The following is a 16,144-nucleotide window of genomic DNA, read 5'->3' as shown; positions in this document are numbered from 1 at the left end:
AGCCCGGCCCGACGGCCGAGGCCGAAGCGGAGCGCCACGCCGGCGGCGAAGCCGACAACGTCGGCCGGGCCGAGACCGTGCGCAGCGCCGGTCCCGCCGTCGACGGCGCCAAGCCGCGCAAGCGGCGCCGCAAGCGCCGCCGGAGCGGCGCGAACAAAACCGCGCCGCCAAGCGCCGAAGGCGCGGAGAGCCGGTCCGGCGGCATGACGCCGGACGAAGAGCTGTCCGGCGAGCCAAGCGCGCCGGACAAGGAAGCGCCGCCGGCCCCCGACAGGCCGGCGGAGGCGCGGACCGGCGCGGCGGAACAAGCCGCCGCCGATCCGCGCGAGCGCGAGGACGCCGCGCCGGCAGGCGGCGTCAAGGCGTGCCTGTACTGCGGCGAGCCGAAGCCGCTCGGAGACTTCCTGCGCCGGACCGGCAAGCGGTCCGGCAGCGAATCGCGGCGCGGGGCCTGCCGCGACTGCCGCAAGCGGCGCCGGTCGCCGAATCTGGAGGCGCCCGACGCGGCATCCGACCCGATGCCGCCTTCGGCCGAGGCGCGGCCGCATGAGCCGCTGCCCGAAGAAGTCGAAGCGGTGGAATCCGCGCCCAAGCGGCGCGTTCGGCGTCCGCCGCCGGAACCGCCGGCCGACGCGCTGCTGGAGCCGACGCGCGAAGCCGAGCTGCGGCCGACCCGCCAGGGGACGATCCGCATGCGCGGCCGCACCGACAAAGGGCGGCGCTGGCAGCAGGAGACCGACCTCGAAATGGCGCGCTGCCTCGTGCGCGAGCACGCGGCCGTGCTCGTTAACCGTTTCACGATCCGGCGGTTGTATACGAATCGGACGTTCCGCCGCTACATTCTGGAACGCGACCGCTATACATGCCATTTCTGCGGCGAATACGGCGACACGATCGACCATCTGCTGCCGCGCGCCAAAGGCGGCCATACGACGCCGCTCAACTGCGTCTGCGCCTGTATGCTGTGCAACCAGAACAAAGCGGACCGCGATCTGGACGAATTCATGGAAGACGCGGAGCCGTTCGACGCTCCGGCGTCCGACGCTGCCGAGTCCGGCAGCCCTTCTTCTCCGTAGGCGGAAGACCGCCAGCGGCCGAGTCCTACACTCTGCCGCTTCGACAAGCGGAAGACGACGCACGCGACAACCAGCACAAAGGACCTTTCCCGCCCCGTCGAGGGGCTTGAAAAGGTCCTTTTCCTTTTTCCTTTTTCCGTTTTCCATTTTCCCTTTTTATGTTTTCCATTTCCCGTTGGCTCGCCGCATCGCTCACCACATTGCTCCCGGCCGCCCGTTCAACCTTCGGCCGGGCAGCAGGCCAGCGCCAATACGCTGCACAGTTCGCTCCGCCGGACAGGCTTCGTCAGCGAAGCCGGGGCCGGACGTCCCTCGTGCAGGGCAGGCTCGCTGTCGTGAATCAGCGGATGCAGCAGGATCAGCGGGGCGGCGGGCGCAGCCCCGGACGGCAGATCGGGCCGCGGCCCGGGGTCTTCTTCAAGCGCCCATTCGCTCAGCACGAGATCGAACGGGCCTTCGCCGACGAGCACGAGCGCCGCTTCGGCCACGGTCGATGCCGTCCGCACTTCCATGCCCAGACGCGCAGCCAGGCGCGACAGCGTCAGGCGTGTTCCGCTTCCGCGCGCGGCGAGCAGCAGGCGCCGGTCCCGCAGTTGCGCCGGATCGGACACGCCGGGTTCGACTTCGCGGTCGATCTCCAGCGGCACGGCGAAGATCATGCGTGTGCCTACGCCTTCGCGTCCTTCGGCCCGAATGCGGCCGCCCATCAGCTCGACCAACCGCCTGCTGATCGACAGGCCGAGTCCCGTTCCGCCATAGTCTCCCGCTTCGTCGCGGTGCACCTGGGCATAATCCTGAAACAGCCGGCCGATGTCGGCTTCCGACAAGCCGATTCCGGTATCGCAGACGACGATTTCGATCCATGCCCGGGCATCGCCGCCCTCTTGCCCGTCCAGTCGGCGCGCCGAAATCCGCACTTCCCCGGCCGCCGTGAATTTGATCGCGTTGCTCAGCAGGTTGCTGACGACCTGGCGAATCTTGCCGACGTCCCCGATCAGGATCAGTCCGGGGTCGAGATCGAGATCCAGCGTCAATTCGAGCTCCGGGCGCTGCGCCGCTTTGGCCGCGAATTGGTAGACCGTGTCTTCGAGCGCCCCCAGCAGGTCCATGGGCGCCGGCTCAAGCTTCATCTGCCGGGCTTCCAATTTGCCGTAATCGAGAATGCTGCCGACCAGTTCCAGCAGCGACTGCTGGCTGCCTTCGATGATTTGCAAATACTGCTGCTGCTCGGTCGTCAGCCCGCTTTCCTTGAGCAGCTCGGACATGGCGACGATGCCGTTCATCGGCGTGCGAATATCGTGCCCCATCATCGCGAGCAGCTCGCCGGTCTGGCGGGCGGCCCGCTCCGCGTCTTCGCGGCTTTGGCGCAGTTCTTGCTCGCGCCGCACGGCGGAGCTTTTCTCTTCCGACTCGGCCAGACGGGCGAGGACGGAAGCCGCGCGTCCGAGCGCCTGCTCTTCGCCGGCGTCGAACGCCCTGCCGCTGCGCCGGGCGCCCAGCAGCCCGTGTTCGTTCCCGTTCAGCAGCGGCAGCGCAACGGTGAGGCCGCTCTCCCCGCCCGACGGATCGGGCAGGTTCAGCAGTTCGCCGACGCGAAGCCCTTCCCGGGCCCGGCCCCATACGAACAGGGTGCGGATGCCGTTCTCCGTCCGCTTGGCGACGAACAGCGTCTCCGCGCCCGACACTTCGGCGGCAAGTTGAAGCAGGTCGCCGGCCGCCGCGGTCAAAGCCGGCGACGGACACGCCGCCGCTTGCATCGAATCTTTCATTTTTTGTTCACCCGCTTTCCCATAGAAAATAAAAACTGCGTATCGCGCCTGCGCAGGAGCCGACCGTGCGTTCGACTTTTGCTCCAAACATTCAAGCAGTTTTGCATAAAAACCCGTTGAACCGATTATACCATTGGTATGGGGGGACGAGTCCAATAAAACCCTCCATGCCCCCGATTCCGCCAAGCCTTCTTCCGAACCCGATAGGAAGTTCGGGCGGCTCGCCGCCGTTCGCGATCGGCAGACGATTTATCGACAAATTTCGTTTAACCTTCCCGGGCAGCGGGTAATTAAAAACTAGCACCACGATGTGAACTTATTCTTAAAACGCGAAGGAGATGTTCGGCATGAGCGACAACGGACTTGGCGACAAAATCAAGGCAGGCGTGAACAAAGCCAAAGGCGAGATCAAAGATCAGGTCGGCAATGCGAAGAACGATCCGGGCATGCAGGCCGACGGCAAGATGGACAAAGCCAAAGGCGCCGTACAGGAAAAAATCGGCGAAGCCAAAGACCGCCACTAATTTTTACGACGAATGATCGATTTTCCGCCTTATGGCGGTTAGCGCGGCCCGTCGGGCCTGCGATTACTTAACACACCTCGAGGAATGCCGCCGAGCCGATCGGCGGCAGCCGGAGCTCAGGCTTCGGATACATCAAGAAGAGACCGCCCCCGCTTGCGCGGGCTGCGGTCTTTTTGCTGTTTTCACCTTTATTTGGTGCCTTTCGTTCAGCTCTCGACGACCTCGAACAGCCGCGCCGTCCGCTCCCGGTCGAGCCGGACCTTCAATTCGCCGTTTTCGGCGTTCCAGACGCAGCCGCCGCCGGAGCGGCCCTGCGGGTACAGCAGGCGGCATTCCGCCGCTTTGCCGGCCAGGCCGGGCAGGGGCAGCGACGCTTCGCTTGCGGCGTCGTCCAGCCGCCATACGGCGACGTAGCGCGTGCCGCCCCGGCGCAGGCCGAAGCTGACCCAGCCGTCTTCGATTTTCGGCAGCCCCAGCGGCCAGAACGGAAGCCCTTCGCGAATATCGCCGCGAATGGCTTTGTACACCGCAAGCGCCTCGCGAACGAGCTCGCGGCGCGGCGGGCTCAGCTCCGCCAGATGCCCGCTCTGGTGCACGCGCAGCAGCAGCGCGTTCACCATATTGAAGACGACTTCCTCGTCGTCGCCTTCGCGCAGCGGATACGACCAGATCGCCGACTGCTCCGGCGTCAGCGCAGCCGGCGAACTCGCCGCGATCTGCGCGTAGTTCACGTAGTTTTCCTGATCGCTTGTCGACTGGATGCTGTGCCGGCTGAGCATCGCGTAATCCATACGCATGCCGCCGCTGGAACAGTTTTCGATGACCAGTTCCGGATACGCGGCGAAGATGCGGTCGATCCACGACAGATACGCGCGGTTATGTTCGAGCAGGCCGTCGCCGAGACTGTCCGAATCGAGTTCCGTGCCGAGTCCGGCGTTGATGTTGTAATCCATTTTGATATACCCGACTCCGTACTCCTCGACGAGCCGGCGCAGCACTTCGTCCGCATGGGCGACGACGGCCGGATTGCGGAAATCGAGATGGTAGCGGCTGCGGTCTTTGACCCTTTTGCCGTGCCGCATGAAGAACCAGGAATCGTCCGCCTCCGCAAGCTTCGGACTGTGAATGCCCATGACTTCGATCTCCAGCCACAGCCCCGGAACCATGCCTTTGCCGCGGATATAGTCAAGCACGTATTTGATCCCTTCCGGAAAACGCTCCTCCGACGGCAGCCATTCGCCCACCCCGTCCCACCAGACGCCCGGCGAATACCACCCGCAGTCGATACAGAAATATTCGCAGCCCACGTCCGCTGCGGCGTCGATCAGCGGCAGCAGGTTCTGCGTCGTCGGATTGCCCCACAGGCAGTTCATGTAATCGTTGAAAATAATACGCAGATGCTCGTTGTCCTCATTCGGGCGCCGGGTGGCGCGGCGGTACCGCGTCAGTTCGCCGATCGCTTCCTCGAAGCCGCCGCGCGCCCAGCCGACCGCGACCGGCACGCTTGCGAACGTCTCGCCGGGCAGCAGTTTTTTCCACCAGCCGTGATCGTGCTCCGACGGACCGCTCACGAGCAGCGACAGATGGTCGAACTGGTTGAGCAGTTCCCAATGCCAAGATCCGTTATGCTCGATCTGCCAGAACAGCGTCGTGCCGGCTTCCGTATTTTCCAGCAGTCCCATCGGCAGATGTTCCGCGGCGGCCCACGAACCCGTGTTGCTCAGGGAGACCCGTTTGGAGCTGCGATCCGTCATATGCGACAATCCGAGCTCCGGCAGCGTGTTGCTGCGCCACTGGACTTCGCTCTGCCAGCCGTTGTGCGCCAGATGCAGCTTCATTTTGTCGTCCTGGTCGCCCGCTCCGTCCTTGGCCAGCCCGTTCAGCGAAAACGACGACACGTATTCGACGCCAAGCTCCTCCGTGCCGGCATTGCGCAGCTCGGTCCAGCTCTTGAGCACCGCAAGCCCGTCATGGAATTGGAAAAAAGAAGTCGTCGCAAGTCCCGTCGCCGGGTCGTGCATGTCGAGCGTGAACAGCAGTCCCGCCCCGGTGCGCTGTTCGGCATGCCGGACGTATCTCAGGCGCAGTCCCGGATAGGAAGCCCGGTGGCTTCTCCCGTGGTATTCGTCGCGGTCTTCGCCGCTGAGCTGTACTTCGAGCACCCGGAAGCCCTGCCGCGCCCGCTCGTCGATCCGGTCTTCTTCGAACGGCAGGCAGCCTGCGTGCAGCAGCCGGACGTCGCCTTCCTCCGTCACGTCGAACACCAAACTTAAACCGTTTTCGAAAAGCTCGATCCGCTGTTTCCCCTGTTGTGCCATCATGGCCTCGTCCCCTTTTCGCCGGCCCGCTCCGGTCTGCGCCCGGGCGGGCTTTCGTTGGAATATCCCGATTATACCGCAGCCCCGTCCAAACGGTAACGCCCTATTTTTCCCCACAACAAAACCGTTCCCGAAGCGGAAACGGCTCTCTGTCCCTGCTCTGCCGCGGCTCTGTGCAGGTGTACCGTGTGCAGGTACGCACGGCGTTATTCCGCGGCCTCTCGCTACGGCGTGTCCCGCGTAAAATAAGCTTCCGCCCGCCGGCTCGCCCAGAACGAAAACGCGAGAAACCCGACCACGTAGAGCAGCTCGTACGGCCGCTCGACGAACCGGGCCAGATCGTGCCCCACGTACGAGACGGCCAGCACCATGATCGCTTTGCCTCCGGCAATCGCGAGCAGAAACGCGCGTCTGGGCATCTGCACGACCGCCGCCGCCGTGTTCACGATCGCGAACGGCCCGACCGGCATCATGCTCAGGATGAACACGAAGCTGAACGCGTTGCGACGTGCCCAGAGCAGACTTTTCTGCACTTTCGGACGCTCCGCCCAGCGCCGGAAATACGGACGCGACGCGACGGCGCGCACGATCAGGAACGTCGTCATGCAGCCCGCGACCAGCCCGATCCACGAGTAGAGAAAACCGAGCCACAGTCCGTACGCCGCCGCGTTGACGCCCACGATCACGGCGGTCGGCAGCGGCGGCACGAACGATTTGAGGAACGTCAGAAAAATGCCGGGCAGCGGTCCGAGCGCGCGGAACCGTTCCATCCACTCGCGCAAATTCTCTTCCGTCATGTACGATAAAAGGTCCAGGGTCGGCATGTGCTGCGCTCCTCTCCGAATTTCCGGGTCCGTCCGCGAAGTTCCCTTCGGATCCGGCCTATCCGCTATTATAGCGGGTAAATCGACTTTTTTGACGCGAAATTGTGGATTTTCTCCGCCGATTCCGTATCGCTGACCGCCGCATTCGGGTAATCATTGCCATACATTCATCCTGCGGAGGTGCATCCCATGAACGAACGACGCGAAGCGCAAACTTTTTATTTCGAAGACGACGGCATCATTCCCAACAATCCGAAGCTGCCCGTGATCTTGTATCCCGGCGCGCTCGGCGACAGGCCCGAGTGGGCCGAATCGGTCTTCAACGGCCACAACTGGCGCAATAGCTGGGAGAACGGCGTGTTCAATTACCATCATTACCACAGCAGCGCGCACGAAGTGCTCGGCGTGACGTGCGGCACCCTGCTGCTCAAGGTTGGCGGCGAGAACGGCAGCACGTTCGACCTGCAGGCGGGCGACGTCATCGTGCTGCCGGCCGGCACCGGTCACAAACGTATTACCGCGAGCGCCGATTTCCGGGTCGTGGGCGCTTATCCGGACGGCATGGACTACAACACGCGGATCGAAAACGACGGCAAGCGGGAGCAGTCGATCGAAGAAATCGCCCGCGTTCCGCTGCCCCGAACCGATCCGGTCCACGGCGACGGCGGACCGCTCGCGGAGCACTGGCCGATTCGTTAAAATTGTGCATATATTTCTGCCTCGGCCGGGGATAAAACGACTTTTCGCGCGTCTTTTTATGGTATGATTTTGATGCTGTACGAATCGGATTGCGCAAAATCGTTTTGACTCTAAAAGACAGGAGTTCCCCCATCCATGAATACCGCGTTCTCCACCTTTATCGCTGTTTTTGCCATGTCGGGCGTACTCAGCGTTCTGTTGGCCCTATACGCTTCTTTTCAAAAAACGCGCTTCACGGGCATGAATCTGTTCATCTGGATGTCCGTGGCGACCGCCATTTATACGTTCGGCAGTTCCCTCGAACTGGCCAGCTCGTCGCTTGCGGAGATCAAGTTCTGGATTTCCTTTGAGTATTTGGGGCTTCCTTTCATCTCGCCGTTGAACCTGCTTGTAGTGTTCCACTACATCGGGCGCGAACGAATGATGACTCCCCGCGCGACGGCGGCCTTTTTGGTCATTCCCTTCATTACCTCGCTGCTCATGCTGACGAACGACCTGCACGGCCTCGTCTACCAGAGCATGGACCTGCGCGCCGATTCCCCGTGGCCGCTGGCCGACTTCGCGATGGGCCTCTGGTACGTCGTCAACGGCAGCTATACGCTCGGCTGCGGCGTCGTGGGCATGTGGCTGCTGGCCATGCACATGCGCCAGACGCTGAACGTCTACCGCAAGCAGACGGCGACGATGTTCGTCAGCTTGTTCCTGCCGATCGGCGCCTCCCTGGTCTACATCCTGAACCTTACCCCCTACCATATCGATCCCGTACCCGCTACCATGAGCCTGACCAACCTGCTGTACTGCTGGGCGATCCTGTCGGCCGGCATGCTGACTTCGACCCCGGTCGTACGCGAAAATATTTTGGAAAGCATGCGCGACGGCGTCCTCGTCCTCGACGCCGCCGGCCGGCTCGCCGACTACAACAAAGCCGCTTCGCAGATGTTCCCGTTCCTCACGCCCGAGCGCATCGGCCAAAAAGCGGACCAGGCGTTCCCGGCGCGCCGCCTCCGTCCGTGGGATACGGACATGACGTTCCTCGAAGCGGAAGACCGCCAGATCGAATGGCTGGCGGACGACGGCGCCCGCCATTACCGTTTCCGCTCGTCGATCGTCTACCACAAGCACGGAGGCTCTCCCGCGGGCCGGACGGTCGTCGTCCTCGACGTCACCGAGAACGTGCTGCTGCACCGCAAGCTGGAACAGATGGCGACCTATGACGGCATGACGCAGATCTACAACCGGACGCATTTTGTCGAGCGTTCGGAGAAGCTGCTGATCGGGGCGTGGGAGATCGGCGAACCGCTGACGATCGCCCTGTTCGATATCGACCGCTTCAAATCGATCAACGATACGCACGGCCACGACGTCGGCGACTGCGTGATCCGGCATGTCGTGCATGCCTGCAAAATCTATCTCGGCGACCGCGACGTATTCGGCCGTTACGGCGGCGAAGAGTTCGCGCTCTGCATGCCGGGTCGTTCCCTCGAAGACGCCTACGGCCTGCTCGAACGCGTCCGGCGCGAACTGGATTCCGGTCCCGTCATGACCCCTTCGGGTCCGGTCGGCGCGACCGCAAGCTTCGGCCTCGTCGAAGCCCGCCCGGGCCGCCCGCTCAAGCGGCTGACCAAGCTCGCCGACGAAGCGCTCTACCGCGCCAAACAAAGCGGCCGCAACAACGTCCAGCTCGCCGCCGGCGAGCATATCCCGGAACCTGACGCGGAGCCGCTGCCGAGTGGAATCCTGCCGGCGAAGTCGGTCGGGGATTGAGGCGGAGGGAAAAGTGTGCAAAAAGTCAACATTTTGGGCAGTAAACTCGAATTTCGGCCCAAATATGAACAAAAAGTCAACTTTTCGCCCGATTCGGCGCCTTTACGAGCCGGAATGAAGAGAAAAGTGGGCAAAAGGTCAACATTCGGCAGGAAAACGGCTTTCGGAGCGGAAAATGTATACCGGAAGTCAACATTTTCGTCGTCCTGACGTCCGGGCAGGTCCGGTTCCGGTTAGAGCAGGTCCGGTTCCGGTCAGAACAGGTCGGGTTCAGACCCGCCCTGACCTGTATCACCCGGCCGTGTGCCAAACCGGTTCCACTCTATTCCATTCCGTCATTCCCCGCTGCTCCGCGCCGTTTCGGGCTTTGCCTGAAGCGGCGCGGAGCGGCGGCGACGTTCAGAAAGAAGGAATCTCTTATGAAATTCGACCAATACGTCCAATACGATGCCGTCGGTCTGGCCGGGCTGCTGCGCAATAGGGACGTGTCGGCCGTCGAGCTGGCGCAGGCCGCTTTGTCGCGGATGGACGAAGTGAATCCGCGGCTTAACGCCGTCGTGCGCGACCGGCGCGAAGCCGCGCTTGCGGAAGCGGCGGCCGTCTCCGCCCCGAGCGCGGAGCGCCCGTTTGCCGGCGTACCGTACCTGCTCAAAGACATTTCGCAGGCGCTCGCGGGCGAGCCGCTCACTTCCGGCTCGGCCCTGCTGCAGGGCAACGTCGCGCGCCGCGACTCCAATTACGTCGCCCGCCTGCGGGCCGGCGGCTTGATCCCGCTCGGCCATACGAATACGCCCGAATTCGGGCTCAAGAATATTACCGAACCGGCCCTGTACGGGCCGGCGCGCAATCCGTGGAATCCGGAGTATTCCCCGGGCGGCTCCAGCGGCGGCGCGGCGGCCGCGATCGCTTCGGGCATCGTGCCCGCCGCCGGCGCGAGCGACGGCGGCGGTTCGATCCGCATCCCGGCGTCGTTCACTGGCCTGTTCGGCCTCAAGCCGACGCGCGGCCGGACCCCGGTCGGCCCCGGCATTGGCCGCCAATGGCAGGGCGCGTCGATCGACTTCGCCCTGTCGCGCACCGTGCGCGATAGCGCGGCGCTGCTGGACCTGCTGCAAATCGTGCAGCCCGAAGCCGCGTTCCAGACGCCGCTCTATCCGGGCGTCTACGCCGAAGACATGCTCGCGCCCCATCCGCGTGCGCTGCGGATCGCTTTTACGACCGCGTCGCCGGTCGGCACGCCCGTCGGCGAAGACGCCGTGCAGGCCGTGCTGAAGACCGTCCGCTGGCTGGAAAGCCAGGGCCACGAGGTCGAAGAAAAGCTCAGCCCGGTCAACGGCGTCCGCCTGATGGAAAACTATTATACGATGAACGCGGGCGAGGTGTCCGCCATGTTCATCTCGATGGAGCGCATGCTCGGCCGCGACATCCGGCCCGAAGAGGTGGACATCATCACGTGGGTGTTCGCCGAAGCCGGCAAAAACGTCTCCGCCGCCGAGTTCGTGCACAGCCTGAACGAATGGGACGTCGCCGCGGCGCAGATGGCCGAATTGTCGGCACGCTACGATCTGTACGTGACGCCGGCCAGCGCCCTGCCCGCTCCGCGCGTCGGCGAGCTGACGCATACGCCGGAGCAGGCCGCTCCGTGGATGCGCGTGAGCGAGCTTTCCGCCGGCGAACAGCGGCAGATGCTGTACGACATTTTCGAGCGCAGCCTGACGTATACGCCGTTTACGCAGCTCGCCAACCTGACCGGCCAGCCCGCGACCAGCCTGCCGCTGCATCTGACCGAAGACGGCCTGCCGCTCGGCGTGCAGATGATCGCCGCCAAAGGCCGCGAAGACCTGCTGCTGCGCATCGCCGCGCAGCTGGAGCAGTCCGACCTGTGGGTCGGCATGCAGGGCAATCCGATGCTCGGCTGACCGGCCCCGGCGCGGAAGCCGAGCCCGGAGACCGGACGGCTTTTGCGGGCCGCCCCTTCCGGTCCGCTGCCCTTGCAAGCGGCAAGCGCCTGTTAGCGGCGGCTCTCGCCGAAACGCCGCCTGATGCCGCTGCCGAACGCGCCCGATCCGCATGCGTCCGTATGCGCCGACCGCAAGGCACCGGCTGCGAAGCCTGCCTTCGAGGTCTTGCCTTCGAAGTTTCACCTCAAGGCTCCGACAAAAAAAGCCGTCCCGACCGCATTTGCGGACAGGGACGGCTTTTCTTTTTCGGCGTATTGCCCCGCGCTTCCCCTCACTCCGAGACGAACCAGGCGGCCGTAATGCGGCCCCTGTGCGTCTCGTAGATCGCAGCGGCCTGCGTGATCGCGTCCGATCCGGCCTGGGTCACATGCTCGTGGTCGATGACCCGGCTGCCGAGCACCATGCGGTTGACGAGCTTCGCCTGCACGTTGTCGAGCTCGAACCGTTTGCGGTAGCGCTCGCGCATCTGCTCCCGCCCTTCGGCGATCAGCGTCCCGCCCGGCAGCACGTACAGCTTCGCGTCTTCGGCGTACACGTCCAGAAAGCCCTCCAGGTCGTGGGCGTTGTAGCAATCGAGCTGGCGCTGGGCCAACTCTTCGGCGGTCTCGAATCGGGATTCCGTCATGTTCTTCTTCCTTTCCGCTCTGGAAATATGATCGTACTCCTCCATTGTACCCGCCCCGGGTCCAAGCTTCACCCTTCATTTCCGCTGCCGATTGCTTCGCCCCGTTTTCGTGTAATAAGAAGAAAAAGGCCTCTCAGCGCCGGACGAGGAGGGATTTCCATCATCACCATCGGACTTACGAATTTTAGCGACCACGACGAACTATACGGCAAAAAGAAACCCGCCGAACGGCTGCCCGCCTACAGCGAGACGTTCAAGCTGGTCGAGTTGGACAGTTCGTTTTACGCGATCCAGCCCGTCAAAAATTACGAAAAATGGGTGTCCCAGACGCCGGACGATTTCGGGTTCGTCATCAAGGCGTATCAGGGCATGACCGGACATCTGCGCGAGAAAAAGAATTATTTCGATACGCCGGAAGAGATGTTCGCCGCTTTTCATACGAGCCTTGCGCCCGTCATCGAAGCGGACAAACTGACGATGACGCTGTTCCAATACCCGCCCTGGTTCGACTGCACCCGCGAGAACGTGGAGAAGCTGCGCGTCACGCGCGAATTCATGAAGGACGTGCCGTGCGCGCTCGAATTCCGGCACCAATCGTGGTATTCGCCGCAGTTCCGCGACAAGACGCTCGATTTTATGCGCAAAGAAGGCTGGATTCAGACCGTCGTCGACGAGCCGCAGGCCGGCAGCGGATCGATTCCGATCATCGCGCATGCGACGAGCGACGAAGCGACCTACGTGCGGATGCACGGACGCAACGTCGGCGGCTGGCACAAGAGCAGCGATCCGAACTGGCGCAAGCTGCGCTATCTGTACCGCTACAGCACCGAGGAGTTGACCGAATGGCGCGACATCCTGCTCGACCTGGACAAGCAGAGCAAGCATGTGTACGTCGCGTTCAACAACAACTCCGACAAGGACGCTACGCCCAACGCGCTGGAGTTGATGGAGCTGCTCGGCCAGCCGATTCCACCCGGAGCGCCCTGGCCGCCGCAGGAACCATCCGGGCAGGCGGCGCAGGCCGACGAACCGGAACAACCGCAGCAGGAGAAACTGTTCTGAAGCGCAAAAAGACCGCTCCGATGCGTAAACGACGCATCGCGAGCGGTCTTGTTTTCTGTTACAATCGTTCTTTTTTCCATAATTGTGGTTCCCGTGATGAGGGTCTGATACGCCTTACTTAAACCATTTCAGGCGTTCTTCGAGCGGCTTGAACTGCTTCTCTCCGGCCGGGGCCGTCGGCTTGCCGAACGGCATTTGCGCGATCAGCTTCCAGCTCTCCGGAATGTCCCATTCCGGCTTGACCTTCTCGTCGATCAGCGGATTGTAATGCTGGAGCGAAGCGCCGTAACCTTCCGCTTCGAGCAGCGTCCAGATCGCGTATTGATGCATGCCGGAAGACTGCTGCGACCAGATCGGGAAATTGTCCTGATACGCCTGGAACTGCTCCTGCATGCCGCGGATAACCGATTCGTCCTCGAAGAAGAGAATGGTGCCGTAGCCCGCTTTGAAGCTGTCCATTTTTTCCTGCGTCGGCCCGAAGCTGCCTTCCGGCACGATTTCTTTCAGGATGCCTGTCGTGAAGTCCCACAGTTTGTCGTGATGCTCGCCGAGCAGGACGACGACGCGCGCGCTCTGCGAATTGAATGCCGACGGCACATGCAGCAGCGCCTGCTCGATCAGCTCGCGGATTTTGTCGTCGGATGCTGTCTGTTCCTTGCTGATTCCGTAAATACTGCGTCTGTTTTGCATCAGTTCCAGCATGTTTTCGGTCGTCAAGAAAAACGCCTCCCCAAAGTTGGTCCGCTTCCGCAAAAATCCCGCAAACGGCACAGTTTATCATTACCCCCTGCGGCTCCCTGTTCAAGCAGGCCGGCTTGATCGTTCCCTTATCTTTTCCATGTAAGCGTTAACGAAATCCCTATCGATTTATTCTGCCCACAAAAAAAATCCGGCTCGTTTAAGCCCCCCATCCTTTTGGGTAACTTGTATTATTCCTTTAGCGAGCGAGCCACTCTTTCTTCGTCATCGAAGGCGGATCCGGCATCCCGATCGCGACTTTCCAACGCAGCGTTCCTTACCGATTACCCCGGACGCCCATGCGTCTTTTGCCTACATGACGGCCTGATGGCATCCGGCTTCCGATTTTGCTTTTACGGACATCCGCATACGCAGCCGAACCCCAACATATTCGAGGAGGTTTTTTTTAACATGCCCGCTAACCACACGATGATGCAATTTTTTGAATGGCACGTAGATGCCGACGGTCAGCATTGGAACCGACTCAAGGAGATGGCTCCCGAACTGAAGCAATGGGGCATCGATTCCGTCTGGATTCCGCCTGTCACCAAAGGCCAATCCGCGGAAGATACCGGCTACGGCGTATACGATTTGTACGATCTGGGCGAATTCGACCAGAAAGGCACGGTCCGGACCAAATACGGCACGAAGGAAGAATTGAAAAGCGCTATCGCGGCCTGCCACGAATTCGGCGTTGCCGTCTACGTCGATCTGGTCATGAACCACAAAGCGGGCGCGGACGAGACAGAACGGTTCAAAGTCGTCGAAGTCGATCCGAACAACCGCAACGAAGTCATCTCGGAAGAGCCGTTCGAGATCGAAGGCTGGACCAAGTTCACGTTCCCGGGCCGCGGCGAGCAGTATTCCGCGTTCAAATGGGATGCTACCCACTTCAACGGCACGGACTTCGACAACGCGACCGGCAACAACGGCATCTACCGCATTGGCGGCGAGAACCGCGGCTGGGACGACAAGGTCGACAACGAATTCGGCAACTACGATTACCTGATGTTCGCCAATATCGACTACCGGCTGCCGGAAGTGCGCGAAGAGATGATGGAGTGGGGCCGCTGGCTCGTCGATACGCTTCAGTGCAGCGGCTACCGGCTGGACGCGATCAAGCATATCAACCATGACTTCATCCGCGAATTTGCGGGCGAGATGATCCGCAAGCGCGGCGAAGACTTCTACATCGTCGGCGAATTCTGGAACAACGACCTGAATGCCTGCCGGGAATTCCTCGACAACGTCGATTACCGGATCGATCTGTTCGACGTCGCGCTGCACTACAAGCTGCACGAAGCTTCGCAGTCCGGCAGCGCGTTCGATCTGACGAAAATTTTCGACGACACGCTCGTCCAGACCCACCCGACGAACGCCGTCACGTTCGTGGACAACCATGACTCCCAGCCGGGCGAATCGCTGGAATCGTGGATCGACGACTGGTTCAAGCAGAGCGCATACGCGCTGATCCTGCTGCGCCGCGACGGGTATCCGTGCGTCTTCTACGGCGATTACTTCGGTATCGGCGGCGAGAACCCGATCGAAGGCAAGAAAATGGCGATCGATCCGCTGCTCTACGCACGCTGCCAAAAAGCGTACGGCGAGCAGGTCGACTACTTCGACCATCCGAACACGATCGGCTGGGTTCGTCTGGGCAGCGAAGAAGTCGAAGGTTCCGGCTGCGCGGTCGTCATTGCGAACGGCGAACCGGGCGAGAAAAGAATGAACGTCGGCGCGGAGCGCGCGGGCGAAGAATGGATCGACCTGACGAACACGCGCGAAGACAAGATCGTGATCGAGGAAGACGGCTTCGCCACGTTCCCGGTCAACGGCGGCAGCGTATCCGTCTGGGCGCTTCCCGAACAAGACAGCACGATGGACTGCGCGGCGCAGGAGTAAGCTTGCGTCTGGCGCTTGGAGCGGATTCGGACGGCTGTGAGCCGTTGCGGACCGGGGAGCGCAAGTTCCCCAGCCCGACCGTCCGCGTCCTGTGCGTGTGTCATACCAACAGCCCGTTAGAAGCGAATCCGCCGAAAGGCGGATTTGCGGCTAACGGGCTGCTTGGCGTTCAGCCGCGCGGCAGCTCCTGCAGCAGATTCCACGCCAGCACCAGCGCGGTGCCCCAGATGAACAGCGCCGAGCCGCGGTTGAACCGCAGCATCAAGCGGCCGCCGCCGTCGAAGCGGCGCAGCGCCGAACCGGCTCCGGCCAGGCCGGCGAACCAGATCCACGAGACGGCGACGCAGGCCGCCGCAAAGCGCAGTTGGTCCGCGCCGGCGTAAGCGAGCGCGCTCGTCCCGATCACGCCGATCGTGTCGAGCAGCGCGTGCGGATTGAGCAGCGATACCGAAGCGGCGAACAGGATCTGCTTCGCCGGCGACAGCGCCCGGGCAGGCGCGGCCTCGCCGCCCTGCGTTTCGGCCGGGCGCGACCGCCAGAGCGAGAAGCCCATATAGGCGAGAAAAGCGATCCCGGCCAGCATCAGGGCGAGGCGGAGCCCTTCGAACTCCAGCACGACGGCGGAGACGCCGAATACGGCGAGCAGGATCAACAGCGTGTCGCACAGCGAAGCCGCGACCACCGCCGGCAGCGCGCCAGGCAGGCGCGGCTGGGCCGCGCCCTGGGTAAATACAAATACGTTCTGCACGCCAAGCGGCAGAATCAGGCCGAGAGCCAGCACGAATCCGTGCAGGATGGCTTCCATGGGGCATCGACTCCTTTGCTTGTTCCATGTTACGCTACGGACAGCAAAAGAAAACCTCCAATTGGATGGTTTGGACA

At 62.5% G+C, this 16,144-nt stretch carries 13 protein-coding genes; 7 read left to right on the top strand and 6 right to left on the bottom strand.

Going from position 1 to position 16,144, the window contains the following annotated elements:
* Window positions 1-1,076: HNH endonuclease (locus tag FTE24_RS17965; RefSeq protein WP_237401827.1), on the top strand; the 1,076-nt coding region annotated here is incomplete at its 5' end.
* A 218-nt stretch (window positions 1,077-1,294) separates the two neighbouring features.
* Here FTE24_RS17965 and FTE24_RS17960 read toward each other — a convergent pair.
* Window positions 1,295-2,845 carry an ATP-binding response regulator gene (locus FTE24_RS17960; protein ID WP_150234959.1) on the bottom strand — a complete coding sequence of 517 codons (1,551 nt, stop codon included), beginning with the start codon at window positions 2,843-2,845 and terminating at the stop codon, window positions 1,295-1,297.
* Window positions 2,846-3,192: 347 nt separating this feature from the next.
* Between FTE24_RS17960 and FTE24_RS17955 the strand changes: the two genes are divergently transcribed.
* On the top strand, window positions 3,193-3,369 hold the full coding sequence (locus tag FTE24_RS17955) for a CsbD family protein (RefSeq protein WP_141447531.1): 177 nt from the start codon (window positions 3,193-3,195) through the stop codon (window positions 3,367-3,369).
* A gap of 206 nt (window positions 3,370-3,575) precedes the next feature.
* On the opposite strand, the gene FTE24_RS17950 is transcribed toward FTE24_RS17955, so the two are convergent.
* Window positions 3,576-5,690, bottom strand: a complete 2,115-nt coding sequence (locus tag FTE24_RS17950; protein WP_415663140.1) for a glycoside hydrolase family 36 protein — start codon at window positions 5,688-5,690, stop codon at window positions 3,576-3,578.
* A gap of 221 nt (window positions 5,691-5,911) precedes the next feature.
* Complete coding sequence (locus tag FTE24_RS17945) at window positions 5,912-6,511, bottom strand: TVP38/TMEM64 family protein (protein ID WP_141447532.1); 600 nt, start codon at window positions 6,509-6,511, stop codon at window positions 5,912-5,914.
* 189 nt (window positions 6,512-6,700) lie between these two features.
* Here FTE24_RS17945 and FTE24_RS17940 point away from each other — a divergent pair, with 189 nt between their 5' ends.
* From FTE24_RS17940 to FTE24_RS17930, 3 genes are all read left to right on the top strand, one after another.
* Window positions 6,701-7,210, top strand: coding sequence for a cupin domain-containing protein (locus tag FTE24_RS17940; protein WP_150234957.1), 510 nt, complete (start codon window positions 6,701-6,703; stop codon window positions 7,208-7,210).
* Window positions 7,211-7,345: 135 nt separating this feature from the next.
* A complete protein-coding gene (locus FTE24_RS17935; protein WP_150234955.1) occupies window positions 7,346-8,974 on the top strand; it encodes a histidine kinase N-terminal 7TM domain-containing diguanylate cyclase in 1,629 nt (542 codons plus the stop codon).
* A gap of 419 nt (window positions 8,975-9,393) precedes the next feature.
* Window positions 9,394-10,893, top strand: a complete 1,500-nt coding sequence (locus FTE24_RS17930) for an amidase (protein WP_150234953.1) — start codon at window positions 9,394-9,396, stop codon at window positions 10,891-10,893.
* A 313-nt stretch (window positions 10,894-11,206) separates the two neighbouring features.
* On the opposite strand, the gene FTE24_RS17925 is transcribed toward FTE24_RS17930, so the two are convergent.
* A complete protein-coding gene (locus FTE24_RS17925) occupies window positions 11,207-11,560 on the bottom strand; it encodes a nuclear transport factor 2 family protein (RefSeq protein WP_160441820.1) in 354 nt (117 codons plus the stop codon).
* A 159-nt stretch (window positions 11,561-11,719) separates the two neighbouring features.
* Between FTE24_RS17925 and FTE24_RS17920 the strand changes: the two genes are divergently transcribed.
* Window positions 11,720-12,622: a DUF72 domain-containing protein gene (locus FTE24_RS17920; protein ID WP_150235176.1), complete on the top strand. Its 903-nt coding sequence runs from the start codon at window positions 11,720-11,722 to the stop codon at window positions 12,620-12,622.
* A 114-nt stretch (window positions 12,623-12,736) separates the two neighbouring features.
* Here FTE24_RS17920 and FTE24_RS17915 read toward each other — a convergent pair whose 3' ends face one another.
* Window positions 12,737-13,324 carry a nitroreductase family protein gene (locus tag FTE24_RS17915; protein ID WP_141450407.1) on the bottom strand — a complete coding sequence of 196 codons (588 nt, stop codon included), beginning with the start codon at window positions 13,322-13,324 and terminating at the stop codon, window positions 12,737-12,739.
* A 447-nt stretch (window positions 13,325-13,771) separates the two neighbouring features.
* Here FTE24_RS17915 and FTE24_RS17910 point away from each other — a divergent pair, with 447 nt between their 5' ends.
* On the top strand, window positions 13,772-15,262 hold the full coding sequence (locus FTE24_RS17910) for an alpha-amylase (RefSeq protein ID WP_150234950.1): 1,491 nt from the start codon (window positions 13,772-13,774) through the stop codon (window positions 15,260-15,262).
* A gap of 169 nt (window positions 15,263-15,431) precedes the next feature.
* Here FTE24_RS17910 and FTE24_RS17905 read toward each other — a convergent pair whose 3' ends face one another.
* A complete protein-coding gene (locus FTE24_RS17905) occupies window positions 15,432-16,067 on the bottom strand; it encodes a LysE/ArgO family amino acid transporter (protein WP_150234948.1) in 636 nt (211 codons plus the stop codon).
* Window positions 16,068-16,144 lie beyond the last annotated feature (77 nt).

Origin of the sequence: Saccharibacillus sp. WB 17 (genome assembly GCF_008634075.2) — a bacterium.
GTDB classification, from domain to species: Bacteria; Bacillota; Bacilli; order Paenibacillales; family Paenibacillaceae; genus Saccharibacillus; species Saccharibacillus brassicae.
This window is presented reverse-complemented; position numbering and strand designations above follow the sequence as displayed.